14 protein-coding genes are annotated in these 15,453 nt (G+C 58.6%); 4 read left to right on the plus strand and 10 right to left on the minus strand.

All coding sequences use genetic code 11. From position 1 onward, the window contains the following. Nucleotides 1-89 precede the first annotated feature (89 nt). The 6 genes from GM154_RS05285 to GM154_RS05310 all read right to left on the minus strand — a co-directional run bounded on the left by GM154_RS05285 (nucleotide 90) and on the right by GM154_RS05310 (nucleotide 6,674). Nucleotides 90-1,418 carry an MFS transporter gene (locus GM154_RS05285; RefSeq protein ID WP_074820820.1) on the minus strand — a complete coding sequence of 443 codons (1,329 nt, stop codon included), beginning with the start codon at nucleotides 1,416-1,418 and terminating at the stop codon, nucleotides 90-92. Between the two features lie 81 nt (nucleotides 1,419-1,499). Beyond that, the gene (locus GM154_RS05290) at nucleotides 1,500-2,885 is read right to left on the minus strand and encodes a sugar porter family MFS transporter (protein WP_122041277.1); all 1,386 of its coding nucleotides are present in this window, start codon (nucleotides 2,883-2,885) and stop codon (nucleotides 1,500-1,502) included. Nucleotides 2,886-3,080: 195 nt separating this feature from the next. Next, nucleotides 3,081-4,229 (minus strand): galactonate dehydratase, encoded by a 1,149-nt coding sequence (dgoD, locus tag GM154_RS05295; protein ID WP_010796250.1) that lies wholly within the window; start codon nucleotides 4,227-4,229, stop codon nucleotides 3,081-3,083. Between the two features lie 55 nt (nucleotides 4,230-4,284). Then, nucleotides 4,285-4,911, minus strand: coding sequence for a 2-dehydro-3-deoxy-6-phosphogalactonate aldolase (locus tag GM154_RS05300; RefSeq protein ID WP_010796251.1), 627 nt, complete (start codon nucleotides 4,909-4,911; stop codon nucleotides 4,285-4,287). Next, entirely contained in the window at nucleotides 4,904-5,878 is a 975-nt protein-coding gene (locus GM154_RS05305; RefSeq protein ID WP_219651243.1) for a 2-dehydro-3-deoxygalactonokinase, read from the minus strand. Before GM154_RS05305 ends, GM154_RS05300 begins: the two co-directional genes overlap by 8 nt. Beyond that, the gene (locus GM154_RS05310) at nucleotides 5,871-6,674 is read right to left on the minus strand and encodes an IclR family transcriptional regulator (protein ID WP_010796253.1); all 804 of its coding nucleotides are present in this window, start codon (nucleotides 6,672-6,674) and stop codon (nucleotides 5,871-5,873) included. The genes GM154_RS05305 and GM154_RS05310 overlap by 8 nt, the downstream gene beginning before the upstream one ends. Nucleotides 6,675-6,825: 151 nt before the next feature. Between GM154_RS05310 and phoB the strand changes: the two genes are divergently transcribed. From phoB to GM154_RS05325, 3 genes are all read left to right on the plus strand, one after another. Beyond that, entirely contained in the window at nucleotides 6,826-7,515 is a 690-nt protein-coding gene (gene phoB, locus GM154_RS05315) for a phosphate regulon transcriptional regulator PhoB (RefSeq protein ID WP_010796254.1), read from the plus strand. A 17-nt stretch (nucleotides 7,516-7,532) separates the two neighbouring features. Next, nucleotides 7,533-8,867, plus strand: coding sequence for a phosphate regulon sensor histidine kinase PhoR (gene phoR, locus GM154_RS05320; RefSeq protein ID WP_219651245.1), 1,335 nt, complete (start codon nucleotides 7,533-7,535; stop codon nucleotides 8,865-8,867). Nucleotides 8,868-8,936: 69 nt separating this feature from the next. Then, on the plus strand, nucleotides 8,937-10,304 hold the full coding sequence (locus tag GM154_RS05325; RefSeq protein ID WP_122041271.1) for a hemolysin family protein: 1,368 nt from the start codon (nucleotides 8,937-8,939) through the stop codon (nucleotides 10,302-10,304). Between the two features lie 57 nt (nucleotides 10,305-10,361). Here GM154_RS05325 and GM154_RS05330 read toward each other — a convergent pair whose 3' ends face one another. Continuing rightward, nucleotides 10,362-12,266: a diguanylate cyclase gene (locus GM154_RS05330; RefSeq protein ID WP_219651246.1), complete on the minus strand. Its 1,905-nt coding sequence runs from the start codon at nucleotides 12,264-12,266 to the stop codon at nucleotides 10,362-10,364. Nucleotides 12,267-12,474: 208 nt separating this feature from the next. Then, nucleotides 12,475-13,377: a M23 family metallopeptidase gene (locus GM154_RS05335; RefSeq protein ID WP_219651248.1), complete on the minus strand. Its 903-nt coding sequence runs from the start codon at nucleotides 13,375-13,377 to the stop codon at nucleotides 12,475-12,477. On the opposite strand from GM154_RS05335, the gene GM154_RS25580 reads away from it, so the two are divergent. Beyond that, nucleotides 13,376-13,507: a hypothetical protein gene (locus GM154_RS25580; protein ID WP_258019730.1), complete on the plus strand. Its 132-nt coding sequence runs from the start codon at nucleotides 13,376-13,378 to the stop codon at nucleotides 13,505-13,507. The two genes, GM154_RS05335 and GM154_RS25580, sit on opposite strands and share 2 nt — an antisense overlap. On the opposite strand, the gene GM154_RS05340 is transcribed toward GM154_RS25580, so the two are convergent. Together GM154_RS05340 and phoU are read right to left on the minus strand one after the other, a co-directional pair. Further along, complete coding sequence (locus GM154_RS05340; protein WP_219651250.1) at nucleotides 13,489-14,340, minus strand: response regulator; 852 nt, start codon at nucleotides 14,338-14,340, stop codon at nucleotides 13,489-13,491. The two genes, GM154_RS25580 and GM154_RS05340, sit on opposite strands and share 19 nt — an antisense overlap. Before the next feature lie 127 nt (nucleotides 14,341-14,467). Next, nucleotides 14,468-15,193 carry a phosphate signaling complex protein PhoU gene (phoU, locus tag GM154_RS05345; protein ID WP_010796260.1) on the minus strand — a complete coding sequence of 242 codons (726 nt, stop codon included), beginning with the start codon at nucleotides 15,191-15,193 and terminating at the stop codon, nucleotides 14,468-14,470. Between the last annotated feature and the right edge of the window lie 260 nt (nucleotides 15,194-15,453).

Below are 15,453 nucleotides of genomic sequence, written 5' to 3' on the forward strand. Positions count from 1 at the left end.
GCATGTGTCGGATTTCGGATTTACGGGGTTGGAGACAGGAAACGAGAGGTAGGTCAAGGTGCCTGCCCGGCACCCTGACTTGAGGGTTATTACTCTTCGAGGCGCTCGACCTTGCCGACGACGAGCCCGTAACTCAGCGCGCCGACCAATGCCGTGATGCCGATATAGGTGATAGCCGGGGCAAAGTTGTTGCCATCCACCAGCAGGCCAACCACGATCGGCACACTGATGGATGCCAGGTTGCCGATGAAGTTGAACATGCCTCCCGTCAACCCTAACAGGCGTGCAGGTGCCAGGGCCGACACCATTGACCAAGTGATCGAGGCCAGACCGTTACCAAAGAAGGCGATTGCCATACAGGCAATGATCAGCGCCGGCGTATCAACAAAGTTCGCGCCGATGATGCAGGTGGAAATCAAGAGGCCGCTGATGATGGGCAGCTTGCGTGCCATGCCCAGCGAAACACCACGGCGCACCAGCCAGTCGGATAGCAGACCCGAGCAAATAACGCCCAGAAACGCCGCCAGGAACGGCACCGAAGCCAGAAAGCCCGCCTTGATAAAATCCATGCCCCGGTATTTAACGAGGTAGGTCGGGAACCAGGTCAGGAAGAACCACAGCGTAGAGTTCAGGCAGAACTGACCAATGTAGATGCCCCACAGCTTGCGCTTGTTGAGCACGGCCCACAGATCCGCCCAGCGAAACGCAGCGCGGGACTGATTCTTTTTCTCCAGATCTACAAGGCCGCCGCCCTGCTCGATCAGCGCCACTTCGGCATCATTGGCACCTTTGAAGTCTTTTGGCTCACGGTAGATCAGATACCAGATCGCCGCCCAGACGATACCGATCCCGCCTGTTACCACAAAGACCATGTGCCAGCCGAACGTCTGTTGCAGGTAGATGAGTACTGGGGTCAGGAACGCCAGCCCGACGAACTGTCCGGACGTATAAAACCCGATGGCGGTGGCGCGCTCCCCTTCCGGGAACCACGTCGTTACCACCCGGTTGTTGATGGGATACGCCGGCGCTTCCAGCGCACCGACTGCAAGACGCAGGATTACCAGGCCGATAAAACTGCCGACAAAGCCTAGGCCGATGGTTGCCAGGGACCAGAGCGCAATGGCAATCGGGTACAGCACTCGCGGAGACACCTTGTCCACCAGCCAGCCGCCCGGGATCTGCATGGCGGCATAGGTCCAGCCGAACGCCGACAAGATCAGCCCCATGTGCACGGGATCGATGTTCAAGTCCTGAGCCAGGTGGGGGGCGGCGATGGAAAGATTACTGCGGTCCAGGTAGTTGATCACTACCGTGACGAACAGCAAGACCATGATGAAGTAGCGCGAGCGTGACGCAGGCTGGGCTTGCACCTGGGCCTGGGTCTGGCTGTACGCCGTGCGGGTTGAAGAATGTTGCATCACCGTTACACCTGTCTTGGACTTGTTATACACAACGGGGATGACTCACCGGCGACAGCCGCCGGTGGTCTCCTGCAAACGTTACTGCCCGATATCGCGCAGTGGTTTACCGCTCATGAGGTTACGTTCGATCTGCTCCAGCGTTGCACCCTTGGTTTCCGGAACCAGCCAGAACACCAACAGGATGAAGAAGGCATTCAGTGCGCCATACAGCCAGAAAGTTGCGGCGTTGCCGATGACGTTAAGCAGTGTCAGGAAGGTAGCGCCGACGATCATGTTGGCGATCCAGTTGGTGAACGTGGAGCAGCCGATACCGAAATCGCGGCCCTTGAGTGGCTGTACTTCGGAGCACAGTGTCCAGATCAGCGGACCGGCCGACATGGCAAAACCCACGATAAAGATCAGTAGCATGGCAACGGTGAAGATCTGCTGGCCGTGACTCAGCGTACCCATGTTCATCATGGTGCCCACGATGCCCATACCGACCGCCATGACGATGAAACCGGTATAAAGAATCGGCTTGCGGCCCCAACGGTCCACCAGGAAGATAGCAATGAAAGTTGCCAGTACGTTGGTCAGGCCCACCGCAGCGGTAAACCACATCTGCGCATGCGTGTCGTAACCCATGCCTTCGAAAATACGCGGTGCGTAGTACATCACTACGTTCATGCCGGTGAACTGCTGGACGATCTGCAGGAGTACGCCCAAACCAACGGAGCGGCGGAAGTTGGCGTTTTCCTTGAACAGCTGCCAGCCACGCTGCGGGATGCGCAGCTGCTCTTCGATATCACGCACTTCCTGCTGGATCACCTCTTCATTGCCGCGCAGCTTGTGCAGCACATCCAGCGCCTCTTTCTTGCGACCCTTCATGATCAGCCAGCGCGGGCTATCGGGCAGTGCCAGAACACCCAGCAGGAACAGCACACCGGGGATAGCGATGATACCCAGCATCCAGCGCCAGGCACCGCTGTAGCTGAAGGCAGTATCCGACAGGAACGCAGCCAGGATACCGACCGTGATCATCAGCTGATACAACGAGATCATTGAGCCGCGGATCTGCTCAGGCGCCACTTCAGCCAGGTACAGCGGAGCAGTAAAGGAGGCGATGCCGATAGCCAAGCCCAGAATGAAGCGGCCGGCGATCAGTGAGTTCGGCGACCAGGCGAAACCGCACAGTACCGATCCCAACACGAACAGAATGGCACCCAGGATCAGCGAACGCTTGCGACCCAGGGCAGCGGACATCCAGCCGGCACCGAGTGCACCCAGGGCAGCGCCAAGCATCATGCTGCTGACGATCCACTCGATCACGCGGTCGGAAACTTGAAATTCTTGCTGAATGAATTGCGTGGCGCCTGAAATCACGCCAATGTCCAGGCCAAACATCAGCCCGGCCAAAGCCGCCAGAATACAGGTGAACACCGCGGTTCCCTTGGTCTTCTCGGCGGTATGAGTACTACTCGTCATAAACTGGACTCCTGCCTTTTGGGCGTTGTTTTTGTAATGCCGGTCCCTCAGCAAATGCAGGCATGTGAATTTGCTATCAACCTGGCTTTCCAGTGACTCGTCAGGCTCTGCTCAGGTTCGTTACAAGATGTGAAAAATGCCGAGCCAGACGCATTTCTTGCGTCCGGCTCGTCTTCACGACCTGAAGGCCAGGGCTTACCACTCGGCGAAGCTGCCGTCCTTGTGGCGCCAGATCGGATTACGCCAGCGGTGGCCGATGGCGGCACGCTCGATCACGTACTCTTCATTGACTTCGATACCCAGCCCCGGGCCTTGCGGGATCTTCACGTGGCCATCGCCATAGTCGAAGACTTCCGGGTTCTTGATGTAGTCGAGCAGGTCATTGCCCTGGTTATAGTGAATGCCCAGGCTCTGCTCCTGGATGAACGCGTTGTAGCAGTTGGCGTCCAGTTGCAGGTTGACCGCCAGGGCGATCGGGCCGAGCGGGCAATGCAGCGCGATGGCGACATCGTAGGCCTCGGCCATGTTGGCGATCTTCCGCGTTTCGGTGATGCCACCGGCATGGGACGGGTCAGGCTGAAGGATATCCACATAGCCGTCCTGCAGGATGCGTTTGAAGTCCCAACGGGAATACAACCGCTCACCCAGCGCAATGGGCGTATTGCTCATCAGAGCGATTTCCTTGAGCGCCTCATAGTTCTCGCTGAGCACCGGCTCCTCGATAAACATCAGACGGTAGGGCTCAAGCTCCTTGATGAGGACCTTGGCCATCGGCTTGTGAACACGACCGTGGAAGTCTACACCGATGCCAAAATGCGGACCGCAGGCGTCACGGATGGCCGCCACGTTGGCAATGACCTGATCAACCTTGTCGAAGGTATCGACGAACTGCATCTCTTCCGAGGCATTCATCTTGATAGCAGTAAAGCCCTTTTCCTTGCGCTCCAGGGCATGGGCCGCTGTCTCGGCTGGACGGTCGCCGCCGATCCAGGAGTAGACGCGGATGCTTTCGCGAACCTGGCCGCCCAGCAGATCATGCACTGGTACACCCAAGGCCTTGCCTTTGATGTCCCAGAGGGCCTGATCGATGCCAGCCAGGGCGCTCATATGGATACCGCCGCCCCGGTAGAAACCACCGCGATAGAGTACGGTCCAGTGATCCTCGATATTGCGCGGGTCCTTGCCGATCAGGTAGTCGGCCAGCTCTTCCACAGCCGCCGCCACACTATGGGCGCGGCCTTCAAGGACTGGCTCGCCCCAGCCGGTGATGCCTTCATCGGTTTCAATCTTCAGAAAGCACCAGCGCGGAGGAACGATATAGGTAGTCAGTTTGGTGATTTTCATTGTTATGCCTCGATGCGTTCAGGGCCGGCGGACCGACCCAGGTCAAATCCGATGGTTACTGGCCAGTCAGCGCTTTCCAGCCATTGGCAAACGCGTGCGCGCTGCGGCTGACGTCGTCAGGAGTCATGCCCGGCTTGTAAATGGCCGACCCCAGGCCAAAGCCATTGGCGCCCGCCTTGACGTATACGTCCATGTTGTCGGGCGTAATCCCACCGACCGGCAGCAGAGCCGTTTCCTTCGGGAAGACCGCACGCCATGCCTTGACCACCGCCGGACCCAGCTGCTCAGCCGGGAACAGCTTGAGCGAGTCGGCTCCCGCCTCCAGTGCAGCAAAGCCTTCGGATGGCGTTGCCACGCCCGGTGCACTGATCAGCCCGGCCGCCTTGGTCGCGCGGATCACCGCCAGGTTGGCATTGGGCGACACAATCAGTTTGCCACCGGCAAAGGCTACGTCCGCCACCTGGCGCTCGGTCAGTACGGTTCCGGCACCGATCAGGCAGTCGTTGCCCAACTCGGCAGACAGCAGACGGATGCTTTCCAGAGGCTCAGGCGAGTTCAATGGAATCTCGATCAGACGAAAACCGGCCTCGTACAGGGCCTTGCCGACCGGCACGATCTCCGCAGGCGTAATGCCGCGCAGAATGGCAATCAGGGGCAGTTGTTTCATGCAGGCGTCAAACATGGCGGGTATCCTCCTGAGAAGGGGTGGCGGCAGTCACCAGACCGGCTGCACAGGCGATGCGCCATAAGCCGGTACGGGTGGCCTGCTCAAGCAGACGTACATCGGTAATTTCGAAAAAGGCCAGGGCGTCCTGATAGCGGCGACACAGCGCCGGATCGCCAATCAATACCAGCGGTGGGCAGACGGCGCCCTTCAGGCTGGCCACAACACTGCGCAGCTCTTCACCGATCAGCAAGCCCGAGAGGTAGTCCAGGCTGTGGCGCGCGGGCAGATCACCGGCCAGGAATAGGCTGCGGGTGGTGAACAGACGGCCAATAACGCCTTCCGCCCCGCTCTCACGGGCATTGGTGAGGCCACGCATAAAGGCGTCGTTGGACGGCTCGCTGCCCTCTTCCCGCGCAGGACGACCCAGAATCGAATGCTCACGCAGGACGGCAAACAGCTCGCCGGTCATATAGGTGGAAAAATGATCGAGCCGGCTACTGCGGATCGTTGCCCACTTGCTGTGCGTGCCGGGCAGCACCAGCAAGGCATGATCTGCCAGGGCGGGCTCCAGTTCGAGCGCGCCAAAGATCTGGGTCTCCTCGCCTCTCAATACGTTTGGCAATGCGCCGCGCTGCATCACGCCAGGGATCAGGCTCAGCTCACCGCAACCGCTGTCGAACGTCAGCAGGCCTTTTGCCAAGCTATCCACATCGGCCGGGCAGTCCACATAAGGAACCTCACGCCAGCCCTGCCGGCTGCCGATCATGCCGGCGGCAATGGCGGGTACGGATGGCCATTGTGCGCGCCAATCACCGACCAGCTCACGAAAGGCCTTGGCGAAATCACCTTCAGGCGTATGCAGAATGCCCCAAGGCTGCGAGCGGGTATCCACTATCTGGCCGTTATCTCCCAGCAGATACGCGCGTAGTGATGAGGTGCCCCAATCGAGGCCGATCAGACGTGGCGTTGCCGTTTCATTCATGACTGACTCCACCCGAGGTTGTCCATCCAAGGTCAAAGGAAATGGCCCGTGCGCAAGCGATGACATCCGGGCAAAGATCCCGCAGGCGTGCTTCAGGCATATAGGGAATCGCGCTGGCGACACTCAAGGCCGCCACGATGGCGCCGCTGGCATCGCGGATAGGCGCGGCCACGCAGCGAATACCCAACTCGTTTTCTTCCAGATCAAAAGTGTAGCCACCTGCGGCATAGGCCTGCTGCTGGGCCAGATAGTCCGGCCAGGGCGTAAAGTCCTCGCGCAGGCCCGGTTGCCCGGCGCGCCGCCTGAGGCCTTCCTCGTAGAGCAGGTGCCATTCGGATTCGGGCAGATCAAGCATGAGGGCCTTGCCTACCCCGGTCAGGGCCAACGGCATGCGCAGCCCGACGCGCGAGCGCATTTCAAGGCCGCGAGCTCCGGGAAGCTTGTCCAGGTAGAGCACGTCGCCGCCCTCCCGCACGCCCAGATGAACGGTGTCCTGGGTCAACGCCGCGAGCCGCTGCAGGTGGGGCCGCGCCAGGTTGGTCAGCGGCAGCTGGTCACGGGCCTTGAAGCCCAGTTCGATAAGCTTGGCTCCCAATTGATACTGACCGGCAACGCTACGCAGATAGCCAGCCTGTACCAGTGCATTGACCAACCGATGGGTGGTGCTGCGCGTACAGCCGATCACCTCGCCGATGGCAGCCAGCGTACGGGCGCCCTGAGCGATGGCATCGATAACGGCCAGGCCTCGAAACAGTGCCTGAGCGCCAGCAGGCGCGTTGTTGTTTTGATCAGACATGGCGCTCACTCTATTCCTTTAAAACTGCAATCTCAATATGTGAATACTAATCCCATATTATGGGATAAAGAAGTGTTCGACGACTTGTCACATGACTGCAACAATTTGGTTATCTAATGCGCGAGCATCGTGCAGAACAGTGAGGAGAACCATGGCGGGCAAGTCGATTCTTATCGTCGATGACGAGGCGCCCATTCGCGAGATGATCGCGGTTGCGCTCGAAATGGCGGGTTATGAATGCCTGGAAGCAGATAATGCGCAGCAGGCTCATGCCCTAATCGTCGACCGCAAGCCCGATCTGGTCCTGCTCGACTGGATGCTGCCGGGTACGTCCGGCCTTGAGCTGGCGCGCCGCCTGAAGCGTGACGAGCTGACGGATGCGATCCCGATCATCATGCTCACCGCCAAGGACGACGAGGACAACAAGGTCCAGGGTCTGGAAGTAGGAGCCGATGACTACATCACCAAGCCCTTCTCGCCTCGCGAGCTGGTCGCCCGGTTGAAAGCGGTACTGCGCCGTACAGGCACATACGACAGCGAAACGCCGATTGAAGTGAATGGCCTGATTCTCGATCCCATCAGCCACCGCGTGACCATTGATGGCTCACCGGCTGAAATGGGACCGACCGAATACCGTCTGCTGCAGTTCTTCATGACGCACCAGGAACGTGCCTACACCCGCGGTCAGCTGCTGGATCAAGTATGGGGCGGCAACGTCTATGTCGAGGAGCGTACGGTAGACGTGCACATTCGCCGTCTGCGTAAGGCCTTGGGTGAAACCTACGAAAATCTTGTGCAGACCGTACGGGGAACGGGCTATCGTTTCTCGACCAAACTTTAAAAACGGGATGTGCTGCCTTGAACATGGATTGGCGTTCACTGCTGGCCCGCCATATCTGTCTGCTCCTGGCTATTTGCCTTCCCCTGGGCTGGCTGACAGACGCTTATGGCGCCATGCTGGCTGTCGGCCTGTTCATCTATCTGATATGGATGTCTTACCACATCGTCCGTCTTCAGAAGTGGCTGGCCACGGCCGAAGAAGGGGTGGAACCCCCGGAGGCCAATGGCTTCTGGGGCGAGATCTTTGACAGTCTCTATTATGCCCAGCGCCGCGAACGTGAAAAGCGCCACGCCCTGGAAGCCGTGATCGAACGTGCCCAGGCCTCTACTGCGGCGCTGCGAGATGCCATTATCCTCATCGACCGCAACGGCAACCTGGAATGGTGGAACCGTGCCGCCGAACAGCTCCTGGGGCTGCGTCAGCCGCAGGATTATGGTCAGCCCATCGCCAACCTGGTCCGCCATCCCAAATTTTATGAATACTTCAACAAGGGTGACTATCAGGAGCCGCTGGAACTGGCCTCGCCCGTGAATGCTAATCAGCACCTTCACATCCTGATTACGCGCTTCGGTGAAGGTGATCGTCTCCTGCTCGTCCGGGACGTGAGCCGCCTTCATCAACTGGAACAGATGCGCAAGGATTTCGTTGCGAACGTCTCCCACGAGCTGCGTACGCCTTTGACCGTGATCGCCGGCTATCTGGAGACCTTGGTCGATAACGCCGCCGAAGATACTAATCCGCGCTGGCTGCGGGCCCTTGGCCAGATGCAGCAACAGGCCAGCCGCATGCAGCACCTGATTGATGACCTGCTGCTATTGGCCAAACTGGAAGCGACCGACTACCCTGCCGAAAACAAACCCGTCGCCGTAACGCCACTTCTGCAAATCATCCAGCAGGATGCACGTGCGCTCTCAGGCCAGCGCGGCCACAAGATCACCCTGGATGCCGACGCGAGTCTGGCCCTGAAAGGCAGCGAAGCCGAGCTGCGCAGTGCCTTTTCGAATCTCGTTTTCAACGCTGTGAAGTACACGCCGGACGGTGGTCAGATCAGGATTCGCTGGTGGCAGGACGCCCATGGTGCCCAGATGTCGGTTTCCGATAGCGGGCCGGGCATCGAAGCGCGTCACCTACCCCGCCTGACAGAGCGCTTTTATCGGGTGGATGCCAGCAGAGCCTCCAGCACCGGCGGTACCGGCCTGGGGCTGGCCATCGTGAAACATGTCCTGATTCGCCATCATGGACACCTTGAAATCGAGAGCACTCCCGGCAAGGGCAGTGTTTTCACCTGTGTTTTCGAACCCTCCCAGACGGCCTCCATGACGGCCTCTGCAATAGCCGTACACCAACACTGATGAGCGAGACTTGAAAGTCGCTCGTCAGACCCCCATGCTAGGGCCAACTTTTATCACTTTGAACCCCTAATGGACCCTTCCCCTAGTTTCGATACCTCAGTACTTTTCGCTGACTTCGGTCTTGTTCTTTTTGCGCTGCTGCTGGTGCTGCTCAACGGCTTTTTCGTAGCCGCCGAGTTCGCCATGGTCAAGCTGCGCGCCACACGTGTAGAAGGTCTGGCTGAAAGCCATGGCTGGCGCGGCCGTATCCTGCGTACCGTGCATAGCCAGCTCGATGCCTATCTGTCCGCCTGCCAGTTGGGTATTACCCTGGCCTCCCTGGGTCTGGGCTGGGTGGGCGAGCCTGCCTTTGCCGAGCTGCTGGAGCCTCTGCTCCGCATGGCTGGAGTAGATACGCCTGAGCTTGTACATGGCATCGCGTTCTTTACAGCCTTCTTTATCATCTCTTATCTACACATCGTGGTCGGCGAGCTGGCGCCCAAGTCCTGGGCTATCCGCAAGCCGGATCTGCTATCGCTGTGGACAGCCGTCCCGCTATACCTGTTCTACTGGCTGATGTATCCCGCCATCTGGCTGCTCAACGCCAGCGCAAACGCCATTCTGCGTATCGCCGGCCAGGGCTCGTCCAATGGCGATCACGAGCACCATTACAGCCGTGATGAGCTCAAGCTGATCCTGCACTCCAGCCGCGCGCTGGATCCTACTGACCAAGGCATGCGTGTGCTGGCGTCGGCGGTCGAGCTGGAAGAGCTGGAAGTAGTGGACTGGGCGAACTCACGTGAGGACCTCATCTACCTGGACCACACGGCCTCGCTGGAAGAGATCCTGACCATCATCCGTCGTCACAAGTACAGCCGCTACCCGGTTTACAACGAGGAAGAGAACGTATTCATCGGTGTCTTGCATATCAAGGACCTGTTGCTGGCAATCGCCGGACTGGATTCCCAGGCCGAGTCGTTCGAGTTGGACGAGTTGATCCACCCGCTTGAGCGTGTCTCCAAGCACATGCCGCTCAGCCGCCTGCTCGAGCAATTCCGCCAGGGCGGCGCGCATTTCGTGCTGGTCGAAGAGGCTGACCACAAGGTTGTAGGCTTCCTCACCATGGAAGACGTCTTGGAAGTGCTGGTCGGCGATATTCAGGACGAGCACCGCAAAGCCGAGCGTGGCGTATTGGCCTATCAGCCCGGCAAGCTGCTCGTACGTGGCGATACCCCGCTGTTTAAGATCGAGCGCCTGTTGCACATCGACCTGGATCATGTCGAAGCGGACACCATGGCCGGCCTCGTCTATGACAGCTTGAAGCGCGTACCTGAAGAGGACGAGGTTCTGGAAGCCGAAGGCCTGCGCATCATCATCAAGAAGATGAAAGGTCCGAAGATCATTCTGGCCAAAGTCATCAAGCTGGGCGGCGAAGAAGATGCCCCACGGCATCATTGATCGATGCCTATAAAAAAAGGCCGGCATTGATGCCGGCCTTTTTCTTTTCATGCACGCTTAGACTTCGCCAAAGTAGGCGCGGTTGCGGCCTTCCTGTTTAGCATGGCTCAACGCCTTGAGCGCCGTGTTGATCAGACTCTTGTCACTGTCGTCCAGGGTCGGCACGATACTGGCGATGCCGGCGCTAACGCTGAAGCTGACGGTTGCACTGCCGTACTCCAGGCGCAGCATACTTGTTTCGGCGCAGATCCGATTGGCCAGCGCCACTGCATCAGCCTCGCCAGTGGCCGGCAGGACAAGCACGAACGTGTCATCCCGGAAGCGCGCGGCCATGTCGCCTGCGCGCTTAGTGTAGTTCTTCAGCAGACCGGCCAGCGCCCGCAGGCATTCATCGCCGAGCGGGCTGCCAAAGGCATCGTTGATTTCCTTGAAATGGTCGATGTCGATCACGACCAGCGACACAACCACCTGATTGCGCTTGGCGCGGTTGACCTCTTCGGTGAAGTGGCGATCGAAGCATGGACGGCTCAAGGCTCCGGTCAGGGTATCGATCGTACTCAGACGAATGACCTCGTCATTGGCTGCTCGTAATGCCTCATTGGCCCGCTCGAGCACATCCACCTGCGCCTCGATATGCTGTTGCAGCTCCTCGTTACGCTTGTGCTGCCGCTCCAGTGTCTGCTGCTGAGCCTGCAAAGCCTGCTTATGCCGCTGCACCTGCTGATTGCTGGCCAAAAGGGCTTTCTTCTGTATGCTCAAACGCTCGGCGCCCTCATGGTCATGGCGGATATCCAGCGCAACGGACAGCAGCATGAACTCGAAGGCAAAGCCGATGATTTGCGCATCCAGAATAAACGGTGATAGCGTGATCCAGTCCAGGATGGCCATGAGCATCAGTATCGTGCTCACCGCCAGTACGGACCAGGCAATGGCCAGGTACTTGGCCGACGGATTGCCCTTTCGCCACAACGACAGGGTCATGGCAATCCCCAGCAGGCAGCTCACAAGACCTGCCGGCTCGATCATCAGGAAGCGGACCAGCATCGGCTCGATAGCAATCAATGCTGCTGCCAAGGCCCAATAACCGATCAATCCCAGGACGATCAGCCGCCATCCCCGGTAGCGATCCACATTGAGGAAGCGCCGGGCAAACACGATGGCCGTAAGAAAGCTCAAGCAGCCAAAGCCTACATAAGTTCGGATGGAAAACGCAGGCCACTCCGGCCACAGATAGCGCTGGCCGATGCCGGTCAGACTGAGTTCATAGCCCAGGATGCTGACCAGGTAGAGGCAATACCATAAGTGATTGGGGTCGCGCTGCCGCCAGTACCGGCTGCCGTTATAAACCAGCAGGGCCAGCATGAAGCCAAAGAAGAGCGTCAGCAGGGCGAGCGAGGTCTTCTCCTGCGCCTGGTAATGCTCCGGTGTCATCAGCCACATCGGAACCAGCATCGGCTCATAGGAACGCAGGCGCAGGTAGACGAACGCCTTGTCACCTGCCGAAAGGGTTAGATGAAAGACAAACGCCCGCTCCTTGAGGGAGCGTATGCTCATGGGCAAGCCATCCCCAGCGGTTTCGACCGGCCCCCATGACTCGCTGGACTGGGAGCGAACCCGCACATCGACCTGATTAAGAATGGGTGGCTGAATCACCAGGTAGCGCTGCTGAGCTCGATCGGTGGGGTTGTGCACTTCGAAGCGTAGCCAGGCACCGATCTGTTGCCGACCCAGATTGACCGTCTCATCCCCCAGTGACTGCCAGCGGTCCTCGAGTCCTGGCGCCGCTGCCTGCTCGAAGGTCAGGGTAGCGGAAGCCTGCAGGTAGCTCACCGAGTGCAGCGAGACCTTCTCCTGCGCATCGTTCAGGATCACCGCCCGGGGCAATGGATCGAACAAGGTCTCAGCCTGCAGCGACGCGCTGAAGAACACGATCCAGAACAGCATTACCCCATACAGACGCATCAGTCATTCCTCGACCAGACCTGAGAATGCTCGGTTCATACGTTAAGAAATCAAGGCTTTCTATGCAGCATTCCATCACTGCAAACAACCGAAAGCTTGCAATTACTGGGCGTTCCCAACAACCCGCCGCTCTCTAATGAGACAAGTATGGCGAGTCAGAACGACGCTAGAAAGAAATTTGAGAGGTAAACCGCAAAACAATCAAGCGTTACGGCCCACCCACAGCAAAATTAGGCAGGCTGTCGACCGGCTGGGCAAACCGGAATGGAATCGACTCCAACGCCAATCCCGTGTTGCGCTGTACCACAAAATGCAGGTGCGGACCGGTGCTGTGACCCGTGTTGCCGGACAGCGCCAGCGGCGTACCGGTCATCACACGCTGTCCCTCCCGCACCTTGACCGAGCCCTGCATCAGGTGCAGGTACACACTCATGGTGCCGTCATCGTGCAGGACACGCACGAAATTGCCCGAAGGGTTGGCGCTACGGCCCTGTTGCTGATCGTTTTCAACCTTGACCACAGTACCTGGACGCGACGCAATGATAGGCGTGCCCTCTGGCATCGCAATATCGATGGCGTAACGTCCTCTGGGCGTGTTGTGGCTAAATGCACCGTTTGCCCCCTGACTGATCCGGAACGGCCCGCCCACCCATGGCAGCGGATAGGCATAATCCCGCGCGCCCTGCCCTGGGTCGCCCATCGCATAGTTGAAGGTCGGCTTGTAATGAATCGCCACACCCTGCACCTCTTTTTTCAAGCGCATCAGGGTGGTGGTGCTGTTGGGTGGTAGAACGCGGCGGACCGAAGCCGACTCGTTGATACCAGCCACGTTCTTGAGCTGATCCAGACGAAGCTCGACCTGAACCGGCATCAGCAGGTCGTTACGGGCCTCAAAAACGGTCTCGTTGCCTAATTTTTTTGTATTCAGCCGAACCTGACGCTCGATACGCTCGTTGGTATCGTCCTCAAAGACAAGTACCTTGGCGCCCTTGGTAACCTTGTCCGTATAGGTCACCACACCGTTGGCATCCGTGTATTTGTAGATGGGCGAAGCCCACGTCGCTGCCGCCAGCGTGAACGAGCCACATAGCAAAAAGAGACGTTTCAACATGCAGGTGCAGAACCAGGCGCTTTTCAGGGGGCGCAAGCCTATCAGTGGAACACGCTCCCGACGAGGCTTCACTCGTCGGGATGTGATGATCGGCACCGGCATGATGGAAACTTACGCGCCGGGAACGTAATGCTTTTGCGCCGTACCGCGGGCGATCAGGCGGGACAGGTAATCCAGCTTGGCCGGATCATGGTCTACAAAGCGGAAGAATAATTGTAGCCACTCGCTGGAGGGCTTGGGTTCCAGCGCTGCAACGGAATGCAGGTAACCGTTGAGGCGGGCAATTTCCTGCACCTCCTCACCTTGCTCCAGATCCAGCACAGCGTTATCCAGCACCTGAGGGAGGACATCGCCCCGCTTGACGATCAGAACGGCTTCCTTGAGGCTCAGGGCCTTGATTACGCAAGCCATGCTGGTATTGGCCAAGCGCAGTTGCCCTTGCCCAAAATTGACTTTTCCACCCCCGGAAGAAGCACGCGTTGCAGCCTGCCCGGGCTGGCTACCGGTTAATGCGCTCAGCGAGTCGTTGGCAAAAGCCGAGGCTGCACGCTGAGGACCGCGAGCCACGAGTGCTTCCAGCTTGCCGACACGGCTCAGGGCCTTCTTGACCTTGGTGATCAGTTGTTCGTTGGTGAACGGCTTGCCAACAAAGTCGGAAACACCCGCCTGAATGGCCTGCATGACGTTGTCCTTGTCGCCACGGCTAGTCACCATAATGAAAGGTGTTTTCTGATGAGCCAGTTCGCTTCTGCACCACGTCAGCAGCTCAAGACCGGACATCTCCGGCATCTCCCAATCGCACAGGATCAGATCGAAAGACTGCTTGCTCAACATTGCCTGAGCCTTGCGTCCGTCCGCTGCATCCTCCATTTCGATACCCGGAAGTTGGCTACGTAGCCCTTTTTTGATCAAGTCGCGGATAAATGGTGCGTCATCCACGATCAGTACAGATACCTTACCCATCGATTACTCCATGAAGCCCCGAGCGCAGCTTCATGGATCGCTGAACGCCACGTCGGGAAAGCAAGCTTACTCGCAGCCCAAAAGCGTAGCTGAGAACATGGCCGCCTTCCTGTCGGGGGCCATGGCATCAGTCACGCGGTTTGTTGACTTCCTCTGCCATCCGGGTCAGCCCCAGGTGGCGTACATCCGTTCCACGGACCAGGTAGATCACCAGCTCCGCAATGTTGCGGGCGTGATCACCAATGCGCTCCAGCGAACGCAGCGCCCAAATAACGCTGAGTACGCGGGAAATTGCCCGCGGGTCTTCCATCATGTAGGTCGCCAGTTCGCGGATCGCCGTCTTGTATTCACGGTCGACGATCTTGTCGTGCTGGGCGACGGAGAGGGCCAGTTCAGCATCGAAGCGCGCGAACGCATCCAGTGCCTCCTGAACCATCTTGCGTACCTGTTCACCAATATGGCGCACTTCCACATAGCCACGCGGGGCTTCACCGTCTTCACAGAGCTCGATGGCACGACGTGCAATTTTCGAGGACTCATCGCCGATCCGCTCAAGGTCGATCACCGACTTGGAAATGCTGATGATCAGACGCAGGTCCGACGCTGCCGGCTGCCGACGCGCCAGGATGCGCAGGCATTCTTCGTCGATGTTGCGCTCCATCATGTCGATCTGATCATCGATTTCCCGCACCTGCTGCGCCAGACCGGAGTCGGCGTTGATCAGGGCACTTACGGCATCACTGACCTGCTTCTCGACCAACCCACCCATCGCCAGCAGATGGCTACGGACCTCTTCGAGTTCGGTGTTGAACTGCTGCGATATGTGGTGGTTGAGGCTTTCTTTGCTGATCATGGCGTTGTCGTCCTGTAAAGAATGGAGCCAACCCCCTCGGGCGGCGCTCCCTGGAACAGACCGCATCAACTACGTGGCACTGCTTACCTATAAAGCTGTGATTGCCACTGTATCGTCAGACTGCCCGGTTTATTTAGATTCCTTTCTGAAAAGATGCTGAGCGGTAACACCACCTGAAGCCATGCGCAGCGCCCGATTGGGTTATCGGCAAAAACGCGCTTGAGTATAGGGGTAGTGATTGACTTCCTGGTCAGCAACAC

Origin of the sequence: Pseudomonas sp. MAG002Y (genome assembly GCF_019400845.1) — a bacterium.
GTDB lineage: Bacteria > Pseudomonadota > Gammaproteobacteria > Pseudomonadales > Pseudomonadaceae > Chryseomonas > Chryseomonas luteola.

Excerpts from the sequence above, each read along its gene's own strand:
- GM154_RS05285 (WP_074820820.1), bottom strand. The coding sequence starts at position 1,418 with ATGCAACATTCTTCAACCCGCACGGCGTACAGCCAGACCCAGGCCCAG.
- GM154_RS05290 (WP_122041277.1), bottom strand. The coding sequence starts at position 2,885 with ATGACGAGTAGTACTCATACCGCCGAGAAGACCAAGGGAACCGCGGTG.
- dgoD (WP_010796250.1), bottom strand. The coding sequence starts at position 4,229 with ATGAAAATCACCAAACTGACTACCTATATCGTTCCTCCGCGCTGGTGC.
- GM154_RS05300 (WP_010796251.1), bottom strand. The coding sequence starts at position 4,911 with ATGTTTGACGCCTGCATGAAACAACTGCCCCTGATTGCCATTCTGCGC.
- GM154_RS05305 (WP_219651243.1), bottom strand. The coding sequence starts at position 5,878 with ATGAATGAAACGGCAACGCCACGTCTGATCGGCCTCGATTGGGGCACC.
- GM154_RS05310 (WP_010796253.1), bottom strand. The coding sequence starts at position 6,674 with ATGTCTGATCAAAACAACAACGCGCCTGCTGGCGCTCAGGCACTGTTT.
- phoB (WP_010796254.1), top strand. The coding sequence starts at position 6,826 with ATGGCGGGCAAGTCGATTCTTATCGTCGATGACGAGGCGCCCATTCGC.
- GM154_RS05325 (WP_122041271.1), top strand. The coding sequence starts at position 8,937 with ATGGACCCTTCCCCTAGTTTCGATACCTCAGTACTTTTCGCTGACTTC.
- GM154_RS05330 (WP_219651246.1), bottom strand. The coding sequence starts at position 12,266 with ATGCGTCTGTATGGGGTAATGCTGTTCTGGATCGTGTTCTTCAGCGCG.
- GM154_RS25580 (WP_258019730.1), top strand. The coding sequence starts at position 13,376 with ATGCAGGTGCAGAACCAGGCGCTTTTCAGGGGGCGCAAGCCTATCAGT.
- GM154_RS05335 (WP_219651248.1), bottom strand. The coding sequence starts at position 13,377 with ATGTTGAAACGTCTCTTTTTGCTATGTGGCTCGTTCACGCTGGCGGCA.
- GM154_RS05340 (WP_219651250.1), bottom strand. The coding sequence starts at position 14,340 with ATGGGTAAGGTATCTGTACTGATCGTGGATGACGCACCATTTATCCGC.
- phoU (WP_010796260.1), bottom strand. The coding sequence starts at position 15,193 with ATGATCAGCAAAGAAAGCCTCAACCACCACATATCGCAGCAGTTCAAC.